22 protein-coding genes are annotated in these 17676 nt (G+C 62.5%); 13 read left to right on the top strand and 9 right to left on the bottom strand.

Going from position 1 to position 17676, the window contains the following annotated elements:
• Nucleotides 1-28: 28 nt before the first annotated feature.
• Complete coding sequence (locus tag EFD55_RS05875; RefSeq protein WP_125843674.1) at nt 29-934, bottom strand: LysR family transcriptional regulator; 906 nt, start codon at nt 932-934, stop codon at nt 29-31.
• A gap of 131 nt (nt 935-1065) precedes the next feature.
• Here EFD55_RS05875 and EFD55_RS05870 point away from each other — a divergent pair, with 131 nt between their 5' ends.
• The 4 genes from EFD55_RS05870 (at nt 1066) to EFD55_RS05855 (ending at nt 4405) form a co-directional block, all read left to right on the top strand.
• Nucleotides 1066-1545, top strand: coding sequence for a carboxymuconolactone decarboxylase family protein (locus EFD55_RS05870; RefSeq protein ID WP_125843673.1), 480 nt, complete (start codon nt 1066-1068; stop codon nt 1543-1545).
• A gap of 69 nt (nt 1546-1614) precedes the next feature.
• Nucleotides 1615-2370, top strand: a complete 756-nt coding sequence (locus EFD55_RS05865; protein WP_125843672.1) for an SDR family oxidoreductase — start codon at nt 1615-1617, stop codon at nt 2368-2370.
• A 41-nt stretch (nt 2371-2411) separates the two neighbouring features.
• Nucleotides 2412-2828, top strand: a complete 417-nt coding sequence (locus EFD55_RS05860) for a cupin domain-containing protein (RefSeq protein ID WP_125843671.1) — start codon at nt 2412-2414, stop codon at nt 2826-2828.
• 95 nt (nt 2829-2923) lie between these two features.
• A complete protein-coding gene (locus EFD55_RS05855) occupies nt 2924-4405 on the top strand; it encodes a cyclic nucleotide-binding domain-containing protein (RefSeq protein WP_125843670.1) in 1482 nt (493 codons plus the stop codon).
• 12 nt (nt 4406-4417) lie between these two features.
• On the opposite strand, the gene EFD55_RS05850 is transcribed toward EFD55_RS05855, so the two are convergent.
• Together EFD55_RS05850 and EFD55_RS05845 are read right to left on the bottom strand one after the other, a co-directional pair.
• Nucleotides 4418-4906, bottom strand: a complete 489-nt coding sequence (locus EFD55_RS05850; protein WP_125843669.1) for an RrF2 family transcriptional regulator — start codon at nt 4904-4906, stop codon at nt 4418-4420.
• 134 nt (nt 4907-5040) lie between these two features.
• Entirely contained in the window at nt 5041-5586 is a 546-nt protein-coding gene (locus EFD55_RS05845) for a MarR family winged helix-turn-helix transcriptional regulator (protein WP_125843668.1), read from the bottom strand.
• A 136-nt stretch (nt 5587-5722) separates the two neighbouring features.
• Between EFD55_RS05845 and EFD55_RS05840 the strand changes: the two genes are divergently transcribed.
• The 5 genes from EFD55_RS05840 (at nt 5723) to EFD55_RS05820 (ending at nt 8367) form a co-directional block, all read left to right on the top strand.
• Nucleotides 5723-6061, top strand: a complete 339-nt coding sequence (locus EFD55_RS05840) for a cupin domain-containing protein (RefSeq protein WP_125843667.1) — start codon at nt 5723-5725, stop codon at nt 6059-6061.
• A 42-nt stretch (nt 6062-6103) separates the two neighbouring features.
• A complete protein-coding gene (locus EFD55_RS05835) occupies nt 6104-6517 on the top strand; it encodes a VOC family protein (protein ID WP_125843666.1) in 414 nt (137 codons plus the stop codon).
• A gap of 140 nt (nt 6518-6657) precedes the next feature.
• Entirely contained in the window at nt 6658-7038 is a 381-nt protein-coding gene (locus EFD55_RS05830) for a COG4315 family predicted lipoprotein (RefSeq protein ID WP_125843665.1), read from the top strand.
• Nucleotides 7039-7072: 34 nt separating this feature from the next.
• Entirely contained in the window at nt 7073-7588 is a 516-nt protein-coding gene (locus EFD55_RS05825; RefSeq protein WP_125843664.1) for an RNA polymerase sigma factor, read from the top strand.
• Nucleotides 7585-8367 (top strand): anti-sigma factor family protein, encoded by a 783-nt coding sequence (locus tag EFD55_RS05820; protein WP_125843663.1) that lies wholly within the window; start codon nt 7585-7587, stop codon nt 8365-8367. Before EFD55_RS05825 ends, EFD55_RS05820 begins: the two co-directional genes overlap by 4 nt.
• On the opposite strand, the gene EFD55_RS05815 is transcribed toward EFD55_RS05820, so the two are convergent.
• From EFD55_RS05815 to nthA, 3 genes are read right to left on the bottom strand one after another with little or no spacing between them, the layout of a single operon-like run.
• Complete coding sequence (locus EFD55_RS05815; RefSeq protein WP_125843662.1) at nt 8364-8744, bottom strand: nitrile hydratase accessory protein; 381 nt, start codon at nt 8742-8744, stop codon at nt 8364-8366. The genes EFD55_RS05820 and EFD55_RS05815 overlap by 4 nt on opposite strands.
• A complete protein-coding gene (gene nthB, locus EFD55_RS05810) occupies nt 8731-9390 on the bottom strand; it encodes a nitrile hydratase subunit beta (RefSeq protein WP_125843661.1) in 660 nt (219 codons plus the stop codon). Before nthB ends, EFD55_RS05815 begins: the two co-directional genes overlap by 14 nt.
• Nucleotides 9387-10019: a nitrile hydratase subunit alpha gene (gene nthA / locus EFD55_RS05805; RefSeq protein WP_125843774.1), complete on the bottom strand. Its 633-nt coding sequence runs from the start codon at nt 10017-10019 to the stop codon at nt 9387-9389. Before nthA ends, nthB begins: the two co-directional genes overlap by 4 nt.
• A 409-nt stretch (nt 10020-10428) precedes the next feature.
• On the opposite strand from nthA, the gene EFD55_RS05800 reads away from it, so the two are divergent.
• On the top strand, nt 10429-11700 hold the full coding sequence (locus tag EFD55_RS05800; protein WP_125843660.1) for an SDR family oxidoreductase: 1272 nt from the start codon (nt 10429-10431) through the stop codon (nt 11698-11700).
• Nucleotides 11700-12176 carry a DUF2269 family protein gene (locus tag EFD55_RS05795; RefSeq protein ID WP_125843659.1) on the top strand — a complete coding sequence of 159 codons (477 nt, stop codon included), beginning with the start codon at nt 11700-11702 and terminating at the stop codon, nt 12174-12176. The genes EFD55_RS05800 and EFD55_RS05795 overlap by 1 nt, the downstream gene beginning before the upstream one ends.
• Here EFD55_RS05795 and EFD55_RS05790 read toward each other — a convergent pair.
• Nucleotides 12168-12761, bottom strand: coding sequence for a LysE family translocator (locus EFD55_RS05790; RefSeq protein ID WP_125843658.1), 594 nt, complete (start codon nt 12759-12761; stop codon nt 12168-12170). The two genes, EFD55_RS05795 and EFD55_RS05790, sit on opposite strands and share 9 nt — an antisense overlap.
• 150 nt (nt 12762-12911) lie before the next feature.
• Here EFD55_RS05790 and EFD55_RS05785 point away from each other — a divergent pair, with 150 nt between their 5' ends.
• Together EFD55_RS05785 and EFD55_RS05780 are read left to right on the top strand one after the other, a co-directional pair.
• Nucleotides 12912-13760 carry an aldo/keto reductase gene (locus EFD55_RS05785; RefSeq protein WP_125843657.1) on the top strand — a complete coding sequence of 283 codons (849 nt, stop codon included), beginning with the start codon at nt 12912-12914 and terminating at the stop codon, nt 13758-13760.
• 79 nt (nt 13761-13839) lie between these two features.
• A complete protein-coding gene (locus EFD55_RS05780) occupies nt 13840-14907 on the top strand; it encodes a class I SAM-dependent methyltransferase (protein WP_125843656.1) in 1068 nt (355 codons plus the stop codon).
• A gap of 119 nt (nt 14908-15026) precedes the next feature.
• On the opposite strand, the gene ilvN is transcribed toward EFD55_RS05780, so the two are convergent.
• The gene (gene ilvN / locus EFD55_RS05775) at nt 15027-15599 is read right to left on the bottom strand and encodes an acetolactate synthase small subunit (protein ID WP_125843655.1); all 573 of its coding nucleotides are present in this window, start codon (nt 15597-15599) and stop codon (nt 15027-15029) included.
• Between the two features lie 21 nt (nt 15600-15620).
• A complete protein-coding gene (locus tag EFD55_RS05770) occupies nt 15621-17411 on the bottom strand; it encodes an acetolactate synthase 3 large subunit (protein WP_125843654.1) in 1791 nt (596 codons plus the stop codon).
• Nucleotides 17412-17676: the final 265 nt, after the last annotated feature.

Genomic DNA, 17676 nt, shown 5'->3' with positions numbered 1-17676 from the left:
CTCAATGCGAAGGCAATTCGATCTGGGCTCAGCCGCTCGCGCACATCGAGGGGTCCTGCCCGATCGTATCGGTGAGGAAGTCCAGGACCGTCTTGACGCGCAGCGCCATGTTGCGCCTGGAGGGGTAAACGACGGTGATCGGCAGCCGGCTCGGTTGGAAACCCTCCATCACCGGGATCAGCCGGCCGGCGACGATATCGGGCACGGCGATGATGTGGGAGAGCACCGCAAGGCCCGCGCCGGCAAGAGCTGCCCTGTGAATGGCAACAGCGCTGCAGGCGGTCAGCCGCGGCGAGATCCTGACGGAGATGTCCTCCGAGCCGTTCGAGAAGGACCATGCATTGGCCTCGCCCGCCCTGTTGTAGCACAGGCATTCATGGTCCTTGATATCCCGCGGCTGGCGCGGCGGCGCCTTGCGCGCGAGGTAGGCGGGTGACGCCACGAGGAAGGCGGTCGTCCAGCCGATCCGCCGGCAGACGAGGCTGCTGTCTGCGACCGAACCCAACCGCACTTCGAGATCCAGGCGCTCCTCGATCATGTGGGAGCTTTGCTCCCTGAACATCAGCTCCACCGAGAGTTTGGGGTGGGCGGCAAGAAGATCGCCCAGCCGCTCGCTCAAAAAGAGGCCGAGCGGCGCGGGAACGCTGAGCCGGACCTTGCCGGAGGCTACCGTGCCTCCCGATCCGGCGGCATCGCCGAGCTCCTCCACCGCTTCGAGAATCCGCAGCGCCATCGGCATCATCCGTTCCCCCTCCGCCGTCAGCGACAGGCCGCTCGTCGTGCGATGTAGGAGGCGGGTGTTGAAATGCCCCTCAAGGGCTGCGACTTGCCGCGAGACCGACGGCTGCGTCACGTCGAGATCATGCGCCGCCGCCGAAAACGAGCCCGTCTCCACGACGCGCAGGAAAGTCCGCAATGCCGAAACGATATCCATCCCCACCCCTCATACTTTTGTGCATAGGCTTTATGCGGCCAGACTAAGCTGGAATAGCTTTACAGTCCAGCGATTAAGGATATCTTTTGTCCATAAGGATATCAGGTATCCTTAATTAGAGGAGAAATGACATGACCCAGCGATTGAACTACGCCCAGCAGTCCCCCGAGCTTTTCAAGAAATTCATGGAATTCAGCATGGCGCTGAAGAACAGCGTGATCGACGAAAAGCTTCAGGCCCTCATCGAGATCCGCGCTTCGCAGATCAACGGATGCGGCTTTTGCCTCGACATGCATGTGAAGCAGGCGAAGATCTTCGGCGAGAGCGAATTGCGCATCCACCACGTCGCCATCTGGCGGGAATCGAACCTGTTCGTTCCTCGCGAGCGCGCTGCCCTTGCCTGGACCGAAGCCTTGACCGAGTTGCCGGAAGGCGGCGTTCCCGATGAGATCTACGAACGGGTTCGCGGCCAGCTTTCGGAGAAGGAAATTTCGGACCTGACCTTCGTCGTCATGGCGATCAATGCCTGGAACCGCGTCAATGTCGGCTTCAAGACGGTGCCCGGCTCGGCCGACAAGGCTTACGGCCTCGACAAGGCAGGCCTGAACTAACCCTCGCAATTCATTGAGAAGATTCAACTTTGACGCTGCCGCATCGCGGCAGCGAACGGGAGATCTATTATGAAAATCGTTATCATCGGCGGAACCGGCCTCATCGGTTCGAAGACTGTCGAACGCCTGCGCAAGCGGGGACATGACGTGATTGCCGCCTCGCCGAATTCCGGCGTCAACACGATCACCGGCGAAGGATTGGCCGAGGCACTCGCGGGCGCCGAAGTCGTGCTCGACCTTGCCAATTCGCCCTCCTTCGAGGACAAGGCCGTGCTCGAATTCTTCGAGACCTCCGGCCGCAACCTTCTCGCCGCCGAGAAAGTCGCCGGCGTGAAGCACCATATCGCGCTGTCGGTCGTCGGCACCGAGCGCCTTCAGGAAAGCGGCTATTTCCGCGGCAAGCTCGCCCAGGAAAAGCTGATCAAGGCGTCGGGCATTCCCTATACGATCGTACATTCGACGCAGTTCATGGAATTCCTGAGCGGCATCGCCCAATCCGGCACCGTCGGCCAGACGGTCCACCTGTCGCCGGCCTATGTGCAGCCGATCGCCTCCGACGACGTCGCCGACGCCATGGCCGACGTGGCGCTCTCCGCCCCTGCCAATGCGACTGTGGAGATATCAGGTCCTGAACGGGTCCGCCTCAGCGACCTCGTCGCCCGATATCTGACAGCGATGAAGGATCCGCGCACCGTCGAGGCCGATGCCGAAGCGAAATATTTCGGCGCACGGCTCAACGACCAGTCGCTGGTCTCCGACGACAATCCGCGGCTCGGCTCGATCACCTTCGAGCAGTGGTTCGCAAAGTCCGCCCAACCAAAGTGATGGGGCCTGGTCCTTCCCAACCCAGATTCAAGGAGATTCCGATGATCAGAAAATCATTCCTCGCCGCCGCTCTCGCCTTTCTGGCCGCCACCGGCGCCGGCGCGCATGACAGCAGCAAGGCTGCCAAGGTCACGCTCGTCTATGAGCACGAACTTCCCAACGTGCCCGGCAAGAGCATGAAGGGTGTGCTGGTCGAATACGGTCCGGGCGGCTTCTCCGAAGGCCACACCCATCCCGACTCGGCCTTCATCTACGCCACCGTGCTCGAAGGATCGATCCGCAGCCAGGTCAATGACGGCCCGATCAAGGTCTATCAAGCCGGGGAAAGCTTCTCCGAAATGCCGGGCGACCGTCACGGCGTCAGCGCCAACGGCAGCGACACCAAGCCCGCCCGCCTGCTCGCCGTCTTCGTCGTCGACACCAGCCAGAAAGAGCTGACCTACCCGCTGAAGAAGTGACGATCTGTCTTGCCGTGCCGCGCGAAGCCTCGATGCTTGCGCGGGCGGCCGACATGCTGGATCTTGTGCCGCCCGCCCCTCCCGGAGACTGAGAGATGATCTACGACGCGCTCTTCGGCAAGCCTTTGATATCCCTTGTTACAGTCGGCTTTGCCGGCATCGTCGTCTGGTTCTTCCTCTCCAGCCAGCGGCCGACGACGCGGCTGGTGGTGCAGATCCTCTTCTTTGGCCTGATGACCTTGATCCTCGTCAGGAGCGGCATCGAACCCCACCGGTTTCAGGGATATCAGGCTGAGGATCCGCAGGCCCTGCTCGTCATCCTGGCGAAATCGCTCTGGTGGGTTCACCTCGCATGGGCCGTCATCGGCTTCATCAGGCTCTATCTGGTGCTGGAGGGCAGCCCGCGGGAAGCCCGCCTGCTCCAGGATCTCGTCATCGGCGTCGTCTATATCGGCATCGCGCTGTCGATCCTGGCTTTCGTCTTCGGCGTGCCGATCGGAACCCTCGTCGCGACCTCGGGTGTGGTCGCCATCATCCTCGGCCTCGCGCTTCAGAATACGCTCGCCGACGTCTTCTCCGGCATCGCGCTGACCCTCGGCCGGCCCTATGTCATCGGCGACTGGATCCTTTTGAGCGACGGCACCGAAGGGCGCGTCATCGAAAGCAACTGGCGCGCGACGCACATCCTGACCGGCGCAAATAATGTCGTCGTCCTGCCGAACAGCTTCCTGGCGAAGCTCGGCGTTACGAATGTGAGCCGGCCTGACGAGACCCATCTCCTGGTCCTCACCATCCGCGTCGCCCCGACGCGGATGCCGGCGTCGATCCGGCAGGTCATGGCCACGGCGCTCGCCAGCTGCAATTCGATTGTGCGAGAGCCGCCGCCGGTCGTCGCATTGAAGGGGCTGGACGCCACGGCGCTCGAAGTCGAGCTGCTGTTCAAGGTCACGAGCCCCAGCCAGCGCGCGACGGCACGAAACGAGGTGCTCGATCTCGTCTATCGTCACTGCAAATCCGCGGGCCTGCTGCTCGCCCTTCCCGCCTCCGCCACGATCCTGACATCAGATCTGCCGACCGAGGAGACAGCGCAGCCGCCGAGCGTGACGCCGCTGGCGCTGATCGAGGCCATTCCGATCTTTGTGACGCTGACATCAGAGGAAAAAGAGAAGCTCGCAGAGACCACGACCATCCGGGAATTCCGCAAGGGCGAGGTGATCGTGCGGGAGGGAGAAATGCTGCCGTCGCTGATGATGGTACGCGCCGGCATCATCGCGGCGCGGCGCGCAGGCGAAGAGCGCGGACGGTTTGCGCCCGGCGATTTTTTCGGCGAGACGGGGCTTCTCGCCGGCATGCAGGAAGTCTGCACACTGGAAGCGGTCACTGCCATCACCGTCTATGAAATCGATCAGGAGGCCTTCGCGCCGCTGCTGATGCAACGCCCCGCACTGGCCGAAGAGATCGCCGAAGACCTCGCCCGTCGCGCAGAACGCTTCCGTGACGGCGCTGCCCTGCCTCCCGAACATATCCGCAGCGCGCATGCCATCCTGAAGACCATCAGGACCATTTTCAGGGCATAGATTGCCAGACTCTCAGCCGGCGCGCTTGAGCACCCATTCGAACGTGCTCTGCCAGACGTCGGGCCGCACCTCCTCGGACAAGGTATCGACGAGATCGGAGAGCCGGACGCGCCTCAGCGACGTCCGCCAGGCCTCGTCCGCCTCCCACATGATGCGGGCGACCGCGCAAGGCTTGCTGTCGCAATAACCTTGTGGCCGGCAGGGATTGTTCTCCCGGATGTTCGTGCAGCTGAAACTGCGTGCCTTTCCCTCGACCGCCTCGACCATGTCGAGGAAATTGATCTCGGAGGCGGGCCTCGCCAACCGGTAGCCGCCGGTCGGGCCGAGCGTGGTCTCGACGAGCGAGGCTTGCGAAAGGCTCTGGAGCGCCTTGGAAAGATACTCCTTCGGCAGGCCGTGAAGCTCGGCGAGTGCCTTGGTGGAGAGATACCTGCCCTCGGGCAGGCCGGCGAGAATGGCGCAGCAGTGCAGCGCCCACTCGACCTGGCTTTTCAGGATCATTCGGCAACTCGTATCGGCTGGTCCGCGAACGGAATTAAGGATATATGATATCCACAAAACGAGACGATGTAAATGATCCGCAATAGCAGCCTCTTGCTGCCGTAGCGGCACGGTTGACGCCGGCTCCCTAACGCTCAGTCCGCAGTCTGGATCTCTTCTCCGCTCGGCGTCAGCTCCCTTTCAATGCCGCCGATCAGCTTGCGCAGCAGGGCTGCCAATGTCTCGCGCTCCCGCGCGTCAAGGCCCTGCAGAAACGAGGCTTCGCTCGCCATGTCGGTGCGGATGGCCTTTTCGGCAAGTGCTGCGCCGGCCTCCGTCAGGGCCACCAGCACGCTTCGCCCGTCATGCGGCGATCTTTCCCGGCGGATCAGGCCCGCCTTTTCCAGCCGGTCGAGCCTGTGAGTCAGGCCGCCCGAGGAGATCATCAGCGCGGAATACATGTCGGTCGGCGTCAACCGGTACGGCGGTCCGGAACGGCGAAGCGTTGCGATCACATCGAATTCGCCGCGGTCGAGGCCGAAATCGGCGAAGGTCGCCTCGATGCTGGGGCGCACGAGGTTCGACAGCCGATAGGCGCGGCCCAGGATCGTCATCGGCTGTGTATCGAGGTCCGGCAGCTCGCGCGCCCACTGGCGCTGCAGCCGATCGACATGATCCTCTTTTTCAATTCCGTCCGTCATTTTTGCCTCACGCACCGGTGACAGCGCCGACACATACACTTTCCGCCGAGGCCGAGCCATGGAAATATCTTGACGAGAAGATAGTTTTCGAAATATATCTTCTCGTGAAGATAACTCGACGACATGCGGGAGGCACATGATGTTCAAGATTCTTCGTCACCAGGAGCCGCAGCCCGGCCAGAGCCGCACGGTCCGTTTCGAGGGCCATGACCATGGCGGCGGCATATCCCTCTTCATCGTCGATAACGAACCGGGCCAGGGACCGGATCTGCATGTCCACCCCTATTCCGAGACATGGGCCGTCAGGAAGGGCGAAGCCGAGTTCACCGTGGGCGACATCAAGACCCGCGCCTTCCCCGGCGATATTGTCGTCGTGGCCGCCAACACACCGCACCGCTTCGAGAACATCGGCACGGGACGGCTCGAAGTCGTCTGCATTCATGCCAGCGATACGATCGTGCAGGAATTTGTGTGAGCAAGGCCGAACGCCAGGACAATGGAAGAGGAGACAACCGCAATGACCAAGATGATTTTCGTGAACCTGCCGGTGAAAAACCTTGCCATTGCGACCCGCTTTTACGAAGCGATCGGCTGCAGAAAAAACGAACAGTTCAGCGACCACCAGGCCTCGAGCATGGTCTGGTCCGACACCATCTTCCTCCACCTGCTGACGCGCGATTTCTTCGCGACCTTCACGCCGAAGCCCGTCGCCGAGGCGGGGAAGTCGAGCGAAGTGCTGATCGCGTTGACGATGGAGAGCCGTAAAGAGGTGGACGCGATCGTCGAAGCGGCGGCGGGAGCCGGCGGCAAGGCCGATCCGCGCCCGCCGACCGATATGGGCTGGCTCTACAACCGCGCCTTCGAGGACCCGGATGGCCATATATTCGAAGCCCTCTTTGCCGACATGGCGGCCGCCGGCTCGGGGCAGTAACGAAGCGCACCATGCGCGGGCGAGGCGGTTTATTTCGCCTCGTCCGTCAAAACTTTTCCCGCGTCGGGAATAAAACCGCCTCGGCCCGTGTCTCATGGGAGGTATCGCAGGATTGCGTGCCCAACCTGAGGAGACACACCATGAAATCCGTGAAATTCCTGTCCATTGTGGCGGCTGGCGCTTTTGCCGCGACCGCTGCCTTTGCCGCCGCTCCCGTCAAGACAGTCGATTCTACCAAAGGCAAGGTTCTTGCCGGTGAAAACGGCATGACCCTCTATACCTTCAAGAAGGACGCCAAGGGCGTTTCCAACTGCAACGGCGATTGCGCCAAGAACTGGCCTCCGCTGAAGGCGGCTTCCGATGCCAAGGCCGATGGTGCATATTCGATCATCGAACGCAAGGATGGCACGAAGCAATGGGCCAAGGACGGCATGCCGCTCTATTTCTGGGCCAAGGACACGAAGATGGGCGACATCACCGGCGATGGCGTCGGCGGCAACTGGGAGCTCGCCAAACCCTGATCCCAGAACCCTTGATCGCGAGAAAGCTGCCGGCGTGAAAACACCCGCACCCGAAACCTTCGAGGGCCAGATCCTGGCCCTCCTGCCCTCGCTCAGGCGCTATTCGCGCAGCCTGACGCGCTCGGATGCCGATGGCGAGGATCTGCTCCAGGATTGCGTCGAGAAGATCCTGACCCGCCGCGGCCAATGGCGCGGCCTCAATCTGCGCGGCTGGGTCCTGACCATCATGACCAATCTCTACCGCAACGGCCGGCGCGGCAAGACGCGCGACAGCCTGGTCGAGCTCGATGCCGCCGAGGATATGCCAGCCCCCGAGCCGCCGGCCGATCCGCTGGAGCGCGCCCGGCTCAACGATGCGCTGAACAGCCTTTCGGAGGAGCACCGCGCCGTGCTGATGCTCGTCGTCATCGAGGGATACATCTACGGCGAAGTCGCCGCCGCTCTCGATATCCCGATCGGTACCGTCATGTCCCGCCTGTCGCGCGCCCGCCAGCGCGTCGCCGAACAGCTGAAGGCCGATAACATCATTACGCTTCGGAGACCGAAATGAACGACGCCAACCCGATCGTCACCGAAGCCGATCTCCACGCCTATGCCGACGGCCAGCTGCCGGAATCGGCACGCGCCCGCGTCGAGGCCTTCCTTGCCGACAATCCCGACGAAGCGGCGGCGATCGCCGGCTGGCAGGCGCAGAACGGGGCCATCCGGTCGCTGTTTGCAGATTACGAAAGGGCGAGGGATACCGATCCGCTGCTCGTGACGCCCCCGCACACCGTCTCCCCGCGAACAAAACGCTGGGCGGTCGCTGCCGCTGCCCTCCTCGTCTTCGCGCTCGGTGCCGTCAGCGGCCATTATGGCCCGGCGCTTCTGGAAAAGCCGACGCTGCAGCTTGCCGGCTCCGACACCCTGCCGAAACAGGCCGAGACCGCCTTTATGGTCTATGCCGCCGAGGTCCGCCACCCCGTCGAGGTCTTCGCCGATGAGGAGGCGCATCTTGCCACCTGGCTCGGCAAGCGCCTGGCGATCGAAAACCTCAAGATCCCGACGCTGCAGCCGCTCGGCTTCAAGCTGGTCGGCGGCCGCCTGCTGCCGGTCGACGGCAGGCCGGGAGCGATGTTCATGTATGAGAACCAGGCCGGCGAGCGCCTGACCGTCATGGTCGGCCGCAACACGGAAAACCGCACCACGAGCTTCCGCTTCGCCTCCTCAGGCAATCTCGAGACCTTCTACTGGATCGACGGTGAACTCGGCTACGCCGTCACCGGCGAAATCTCGCGCGAGACGCTGCGCGCCGTGGCCGAGGAATGCTACCGGCAGTTCCCGTCCTAGAGCCGTTCCCGCACCGGATCGTTGCCAAGCTCGATCGGCTTGCCATGCGGCGTGGCTTCGGCCGCCCGCTGCCAGCTCTTCTGCAGGTCGAGGATGACGGATGCATCCGCCACGCCTCGACTGACCAACAGGCTGGAAAGCGCCTCCACCCAGCAGTCGAAATAATCGCTGCCGTCTTCGGCTCGGCCGGGCCTGTGCAACTCCGTTGAGAGGGAAGCAGCCCATTCGCTCCAGGTGAAGACGCCCTTTTCGTGCAGGTGCACGGTCATGGCGAAAGCTTCGGCCGCCCAGGGCTCTGGGAAAACGGGATCGCCCTGCGGCGACTTCGGCAGGCCGGGCGATTGCGAGAGCTCAGAGGGCGTTTCACACGCGCTCAAGATAGCTCTCCCACGCATCGATCGACACCGTCAGTGACGGGTCGGCCCCCTCGCCCCAGATCTCCGCACCGTCGAAGACGACGGTATAAAGCCATTGCGGGTTCTCGCCTTTGCCATGCGCGTTGTCGTCGGGGAAAACGAATGAGCCTTGCACCGCCTCGACCATGCCGGTCCTGGCGCGCGCATAGCGCGGCAGCCGCGTATGCGTCGCCGGATTGAAATTCTTCGTCTTCACGCGCTCGCCGGCCGCAAAGAGCGGCGCGGTCTCGACAGGGCGATCGCAAGGCCCGCCCTTCGCCAGAGCCGCGGGCACCATCTCCGCCTTCAGCACCCGCTTCGGCGCCGTCCCATCCTGCAGCTTGCGCCCGGACGAGAGCTCCTCGCGCGTGGCAAAACCGTGCCGTTCGAGCAGCGTCTCGACGCCGCGGATCCAGAGCTCGTAATAGCTGACGGCGAGATAGGCGGCCGGTGGAATATTCTCGCGCGCATGCCGGCTTTCATCGATCGTCCACGCACCGAAAGCGCCGCAAGAAAGCGTGATGCCGAGCGCCCGCTTTTCCCATTCGGCATGGAAAGAGGGTTCGTCCTTTTCAGGCGCGACAGGCCCGAAGCCCATCTGCCCGCCGAGATCGTGCGGCCCGTTCATCGCAGAGCCTCCGGACTGCCGGCAATGGCCGTGCCGATCATCGCGTCGCGGCTGACGAGGCCCGCAAGTGCGGCCTCGTCCATCTCTTCCGTGCCCGCCGGGCGTTCGGGGATCACGAGATAACGCAGCTCCGCCGTCGAGTCCCAGACGCGGATCTTCTTCTCCTCGGGCAGCGTCAGCCCGAATTCGGCAAGCACGCCGCGCGGATCGATGACCGCGCGCGAGCGATAGGCCGGCGCCTTGTACCAGACCGGCGGCAGGCCGAGCACCGACCAGGGATAACAGGAGCAGAGCGTGCAGACGACAAGGTTATGGGTCTCTGATGTATTGAAGACGGCGCGCATGTGTTCGCCCTGCCGGCCGGTAAACCCAAGACTTGCGATCGCCGCCGTCGCATCGCGCTTGAGCCAGTCGGCGAAATCGGCATTGCTCCAGGCTTTGGCGACGACATGCGCGCCATTTCGCGGGCCGACCTTCGTCTCGTAGGTCTCGACGATCGCATCGATCGCCGCCGGTTCGATCAACCCCTTCTCCGTCAGCAATGTCTCCAGCGCCTTCACGCGCGCCTGCATGTCGGAATAGTGGTTGTCGTGGTGATGATGGTCGTCGTGGTGGTCATGACTATGGATATGATTGTGGTCGCGGTGTTCTTCGTGCAAGTCGAAGTCCTCTCCTAACAGCATATAGGCGGCTTCCGCCCCTTCTCTCTGGCGACGGCCTGAAGAATGGACAAAGTCTACGGCTCACTCCCTCTTCTCCCCAGCGGGGAGAAGGTGGCCCGAAGGGTCGGATGAGGGGGCCACACGGCACACCCTTCATTGCTCTTCGCTTGCGCTCCGTGCATTCGCTCCTACCGTCGCTCACCCCCTCAACCGCCTGCCGGCACCTTCTCCCCGCTGGGGAGAAGAGGGACAGCGGCGAAGTCTCGCTCTTCCCTCAACGCATCGCTCGTGGAAACGTCTCTCCTCTTTCTAAACACACACCACACACCCGCCAAGCCCTTCTATACGTCATGCGCTTTTCCGCTAATCTCCCGCCATGAACATCCTGATTCTCGGCGCAACCGGCTTCATAGGCTCCGTCGTCGCGGCCCGGCTCGTCGCCGACGGCCACGCCGTGATGGGGCTCGGGCGCAATCCGGCGCGGGCGCGGCTGAAGCAGCCTGCGATCGGCTGGCGCCAGGCCGATCTCTCCCGCATGGCGAAGCCCGAGGACTGGGACGATCTCCTCGAAGGCCAGCATGCCGTGGTCAATTGCGCCGGCGCCCTGCAGGACGGCATGTCGGACGATCTGGCGGCCACCCAGGCGGATGCGATGCTGGCGCTCTATTCCGCCGCAAAACACACGCGCCCTCTGATCGTGCAGATATCCGCAAGGACGGCAGGCCCGGCGGGCGACCTGCCCTTTCTCGCCACCAAGCGGCTGGCCGACGAGGCGCTGGCGGCAAGCGGCCTGCCTCATCTCATCCTGCGCCCCGCCCTCGTTCTCGGCCGCAATGCCCACGGCGGCTCGTCGCTCTTGCGCGCCCTTGCAGCCTTCCCCCTGGCGCTGCCGCTCGTCCACGCTGAAAGCCCGGTCGAAACGCTTTCCGTGGACGACGTGGCAGAAGCCGTGTCGCGGGCTGTTGCAGGCGATCTCCGCGGGGATCTCGTTCTCGCCGCCGACGAGGTGCTGACGCTCGCGGATCTCGTCCGCCTTCACCGGCAATGGCTGGGCCTGCCGCCTGCCCGCGTGATTGCCCTTGTCCCCTGGCTTGCGCGGCCGGTAACGCGGCTCGCGGATATGGCGGGCCTGCTCGGCTGGCGTTCGCCGCTGCGTTCGACGGCGATGAGGGTCATGTCGGAAGGCATCAGAAGCGTGAAAGCCGGAAACGGTCTCGCCGCGACATCAGCAGCCGCAACGCTCTCAGCCAATCCTTCCGGTGTGCAGGATCTCTGGTTTGCCCGGCTCTATCTCCTGAAGCCGCTCGTCATATCGGGCCTGTCGGCCTTCTGGCTGCTATCGGGCCTGATCCCGCTTCTAGCGCTGAAAAAAACATCCGCTCACTTCCTGCCGTTCATGCCTGAGGCCGTGGCAATGGCGCTGACGCTTGCAACCTGCCTGATCGATATCGCGCTCGGCGCCGCCGTCCTTGTCCGCCCGCTCGCCAGGCGCGCCCTTCTTGGGATGCTGGCCGTGTCGCTCGCCTATCTCGCCGGTGCCACCCTTCTCGAACCCGCGCTCTGGCTCGATCCGCTCGGCCCCCTTGTCAAGGTGCTGCCGTCGGTACTCCTGACACTCGCCGCTCTCGCCATTCTGGACGAACGCTGATGCTTGCCGAACCGCTGCTGCTCGTCCATGTGATCGGCGCGACCGTGCTCTTCGGCACCGGTGCCGGCATCGCCTTCTTCATGGTGATGGCGCATCGCACGCGTGATCCCGCACTGATCGCCCATGTCGCAGCAACCGTCGTCGTCGCCGACACCGTCTTCACCGCCACCGCTGCCGTTCTCCAGCCGATATCAGGCTATCTGCTGGCACGGTCGATCGGCTGGGACCTTTGGGAAGGCTGGATTGCGCTGTCGCTGCTGCTTTATGTCGTGACCGGCCTGTTCTGGCTGCCGGTCGTCTGGATCCAGATCCGCCTGCGCGATCTCGCCCGCGCCGCAGCAAGCTCAGGAAGTGCCCTCCCGCCCAGCTATTACGGCCTCTATCGCATCTGGTTCGCCTGCGGCTTTCCTGCCTTTTTTGCCGTCCTCGGCATTTTCTGGCTGATGCTGACGAAACCGTCGATCACCCTATTTTAGCATCGGCCAGAGGCTCGCCACCAAAAGCACGGCCATGCTGATATTGAACCATTTCAGCCGCACCGGATCGGAAAGCCATTCCCGAAGCGCCGAGCCGAAGCCCGCCCAGGTCGAAACGCTCGGCACATTGACGATCGCGAAAGCCAGGCCGACGATCAGCACGCTGATGAGATAGAGCTGGGGATTGGTGTAGGTCGCCATCGCCGTGACCGCCATCACCCAGGCTTTCGGATTGATCCACTGGAAAGCCGCCGCCGCGAAAAAGGACATCGGCGCCGCACCGCTCTTGCCTTCGCTGAGCGAACGCGAGGAGGCGATCTTCCAGGCGATCCAGACGAGATAGGCGCCGCCGGCGAATTTCAGCGCGGTGTAGACCACGGGCACCGTGTGCAGCAGCGCGCCGAGCCCGAGGCCGACGCCGATGAGCAGTGAGAAGAAGCCTGCGCCAATGCCGAGCATATGCGGGATCGTCCTGCGGAAGCCGAAATTCACGCCCGAGGCGAAGAGCATCATATTGTTCGGCCCCGGCGTGATCGACGTCGTGAAGGCGAAGAGAAAGAGAGCTAAAAACGTATCCGGCGGCATGCGACCTCCAAAGTCGGCATTTCCTTCGTCTGCTTTATTTAGGTCAGCATAACTGTCCTAAACTCTTGATGCCATTACATCATTGTCATGGTGACAGGATTACTTGAAAGATAAGAACGCCGCGCAATCTCCTGCAAAATGGAAAAAATCATGCAAGATGATCCGATCCCGACAGTCAAATTCCCGAACGGCGCTGAGGTGCCGGCACTTGGCCAGGGAACCTGGGCCATGGGCGAGGATGCCGGTTACGCGAAAGCCGAGATCGAAAGCCTGAAGGCCGGCATCGATCTCGGCATGACGCTGATCGACACCGCCGAAATGTACGGCGACGGCGGCGCCGAGGAGATCGTCGGCCAGGCGATCAAAGGACGGCGCGACGAGGTCTTCATCGTCAGCAAGGTCTATCCCTGGAACGCCAGCTTGAAAGGCACGGTCGAAGCTTGCGAAAACAGCCTCGAACGGCTCGGCACCGACCGCATCGATCTCTATCTCCTGCACTGGCGCGGCAACTATCCGCTCGCCGAGACGGTCGAAGCCTTCGAGACGCTGAAGGCAGCGGGCAAGATCGGCGCCTGGGGCGTTTCCAACTTCGATACCGACGACATGCAGGAACTGCTCCGCGTGCCCGATGGCGCCAATGTCGCCGCCAACCAGGTGCTTTACAATCTTTCCCGTCGCGGGGTCGAATTCGATCTGCTGCCCTGGTGCCAGAGCCGCAACATCCCGATCATGGCCTATTCGCCGATCGAACAGGGCCGTATCCTGCACCATCCCGAGCTGATCCGCATCGCCAAGGCCAATCAGGCGACACCCGCACAAGTGGCTCTCGCCTTCCTCCTGGAACGCGACGGCGTCTTTGTCATTCCGAAGACATCCAATGTCGAGCGCGTTCGCGAAAACCGCGACTGCGTCTCCCTCGACATTACCGACGAGGACTGGAAGGCGCTCGACGCGGCCTTCCCGCCACCGACAGGCAAAAGGTCGCTGGAGATGCTTTGACCTTCAGCGGTGCAAGGGAATTGGCTCGCTATACCGAAAAAAGCCTGATAATTTTGCGGACACCAAGCGAGGCGATCCCATGCCAGGCGGTCCGACGCGAAGTGATTTAGCAGCTATGCAAGGGGGCGGCTTCTATAACAGGCACTCCGCCATGCAGGCCATCGGCATTGCCGCTCTGCTTCCCGTATGGGAAGCCGCGTGCCGGACCGTGGACATCAGCGATGGCCCAGTGACCATCGTCGATTATGGCTGCTCGCAAGGCCGAAATTCGATGATCCCGATGCGAAAGGCGATTGACGTCTTGCGTTTCAGAGCGGGCGCAACCATTCCCATCGAAGTCGTCCACACCGACCTTCCATCCAACGATTTCTCGTCCCTGTTCGAAGCGCTGATTTCAGACCCGAATAGCTATATGACGGGAACCTCCGATGTTTTTCCTCTGGCGATCGGCAAATCATATTTTGCGCCGTTGCTATCGCCCGGCCGCGTGCACCTTGGCTGGTCGACCTGGGCGTTGCAGTGGATGAGCACCAACGCAATTGATGCGCCAGATCATATCCTAGCAGGAATGAGCAGTTCACCAGCCGTTGCCGCTGCGGTCGCGGCGCAGCAGGCGCGCGATTGGGAATGTTTTCTGACCCAGCGATCACGGGAGATGCGGCCAGGTGCGAAACTCGTGGCCGGGTTCACCGCCCGCGCAGAAGCTGACACCGGCTGGGAGTGGCTTCTTGGCGAACTATGGTCGGCAGTCGGAGACATGAGGAACGACGGTTTGCTCTCGGAACGGGAAGAGGAGCAGATTACCATACCAATCGGCCTTCGGTCCCTGGAGGATATTCAGGCCCCTTTCAGACAATCCGGATCTTTCGCAGACCTCACGCTGGAACACCTGGATCGGGTGAAAGTGAGCGATCCATTCAGGCGGGAATTCGATGGCAGCGGCGACAGATTGGCGTTCGCCAGGCATCATGCGAACATGACGCGCGCATGGAGCGGCCCGCTGATTGCCAGCGTGGCGCCACACGCGCGAAAGCAGACCGTATTTGTCGACGAGCTGTTTAGCCGTTTCGAGCATCGCCTGTCGAAAGACCCCAGACCCCACGAGCCTTACATGGCGACGGTGGCCCTATCGAAGAAAGATCGGTGATTCATGCCGAGCCGACGATCCGCACCCATCGGAACTTCCGCGGTTTAGGAAAGTGGCCCGGCATTGTCTGAGCTCGGCAGATTCCGTCATGCTACATCATGCATGACAGAATCCGACTTTTACATGCCCTGCGCGCCGCGGTTCATCGCCGCGATGCCGGTGCGGCAGACCTCGATGAGGCCGAGCGGCTTCATGATCGCCACGAACTGGTCGATCTTCGAAGATTTGCCGGTGATCTCCAGGATGAAGTGGCCGACCGTCGCATCCACCACCTTGGCGTGGAAAGCGTCGGCAAGGCGCAGCGTCTCGGCGCGCATATCGCCCTCGCCGATCACCTTGACCAGCGCCACTTCACGCTCGATCGGGCGGTCCTGGCCGAGTTCGCGGGCCCGCACCGTGAGATCGACGACGCGGTGCACCGGCACGATGCGCTCGAGCTGAGCCTTGATCTGCTCCAGCACGTGCGGCGTGCCGCGGGTGACGATGGTGATGCGGGAAAGATGCGCCTGATGCTCGGTCTCGGAGACCGTCAGGCTCTCGATATTGTAGCCGCGCCCGGAAAACAGGCCGATGACCCGGGCAAGAACGCCCGGCTCGTTGTCGACGAGAACCGAAAGCGTGTGGCTTTCGACCGCCGTCGTTTCCGGCGAGATGAAATAGGCGGAGCCCGTGGGCTGTAGATGTGCGTTCATGTCCTTAAACCTCTTCCCTAATCAGACGAGCGCGCGGCCCTTGGCGTCGATCGCGTTGGCGACCGCTTCATCAGTGGCCTCGTCAGGCAGCAGCATTTCGTTGTGAGCCTTGCCCGAGGGGATCATCGGGAAGCAGTTGGCGAGATTGGCGACGCGGCAATCGAAGATGACCGGCTTCTTGACCTCAATCATCTCCAGAATGGTGTCGTCGAGATGCTCCGGCTTCTCGCAGCGCAGGCCGACAGCGCCATAGGCTTCCGCCAGCTTGACGAAATCCGGCATCGCCTCCGTATAGGAGTGAGAGAGACGGTTGCCGTGCAGCAGCTGCTGCCACTGGCGCACCATGCCCATATACTGGTTGTTCATGATGAAGATCTTGATCGGCGCATCGTACTGGATCGCCGTCGACATTTCCTGGATGCACATCTGGATCGAGGCGTCGCCGGCAATGTCGATGACGAGACTGTCGGGATGGGCGATCTGGACGCCGAGTGCTGCCGGCAGGCCGTAGCCCATCGTGCCGAGACCGCCCGAGGTCATCCAGCGGTTCGGCTGTTCGAAGCCGAAGAACTGCGCCGCCCACATCTGGTGCTGCCCGACCTCGGTCGTGATATAGGTGTCGCGATCCTTGGTATGCGCAAACAGCCGTTCCAGCGCATATTGCGGCATGATGACGTCGCTGTTCCTAGTATAGGCGAAGGAGTTGCGCGCCCGCCAGCGGGCGATATCACTCCACCAGTCCTCCAGGCGGTTTTTCTCCGGCCTCTTCGGCAGCGCCCGCCACAGGCGAACCATGTCTTCGAGGACATGGCCGACGTCGCCGCGGATGCCGATATCGACACGGACATTCTTGTTGATCGAGGACGGATCGATGTCGATATGGATCTTCTTCGAGTTCGGCGAAAACGCATTGAGACGGCCGGTGATGCGGTCATCGAAGCGGGCGCCGATGCAGACCATGACGTCGCAGTCATGCATCGCCATGTTGGCCTCGTAGGAGCCGTGCATGCCGAGCATCTTCAGCCAGTTCTTGCCCGAAGCCGGATAGGCGCCGAGGCCCATCAGCGTCGAAGTGATCGGAAAATCGGTGAGCTCGACCAGTTCGCGCAGCAGCTTGGAAGCCTCCGGGCCGGAATTGACGACACCGCCGCCGGAATAGATGACGGGACGACGCGCGCTCGCCATCAGCTCGATCGCCGCATGGATCTGGTTGAGGTCGCCCTGGATCTTCGGCTGATAGCTCTTCTGGACCGGGTAGTCGGCGGGCGGCGTATAAGTGCCGGTCGCAAACTGCACGTCCTTCGGAATATCGACGACGACGGGACCCGGACGGCCGGACTGGGCGATGCGGAAGGCCTCGTGAATGACGGCGGCGAGCTCGTTGACGTCCTTGACCAGCCAGTTGTGCTTGGTGCAGGGCCGGGTAATGCCAACCGTATCGCATTCCTGGAAGGCGTCGGAGCCGATCAGCGAGGTCGGAACCTGGCCGGTCAGGCAGACGAGCGGGATCGAATCCATCAGCGCGTCCTGCAGCGGCGTGACCGCATTGGTGGCGCCCGGACCCGAGGTGACCAGCATGACGCCGACCTTGCCGGTGGAGCGGGCGTAGCCTTCGGCCGCATGGCCGGCCCCCTGCTCGTGGCGGACGAGGATGTGCTTGATGTCGTCCTGCTGGAAGATCTCGTCATAGATCGGCAGGACCGCGCCGCCGGGATAGCCGAAGATATGTTCGACGCCATTGTCCTTCAGCGCCTTGAGAACGATCTCCGCTCCCGTCATCCGATTGCCTGCCGCCTGATTGTCCGTGCTCATCTGTCTGTTCCGTTTGATGCTGGGATTGCGTTTGTGGCCGGAAGCCCTGATTTCGGGCATAAAAAAAGGCCCCGGAGGAGCCTGTCATCTAGCGCATGGGTGGCTATCGCCGGATGGTTACACCATCCTGCCCATGCGCTTTCCCACCACGATAAGAGCCGTTGCGATTTTCATGGTCGGAAGTGATAGACAGAAAATTTCGCAGCGTCAACGCATGCCGCAATAAAAAACTGCCCCACGCCTGCATCCCCGAAAATCCATAGGA

The organism is Rhizobium pisi, assembly GCF_003938655.1.
GTDB lineage: Bacteria > Pseudomonadota > Alphaproteobacteria > Rhizobiales > Rhizobiaceae > Rhizobium > Rhizobium pisi.
This window is presented reverse-complemented; position numbering and strand designations above follow the sequence as displayed.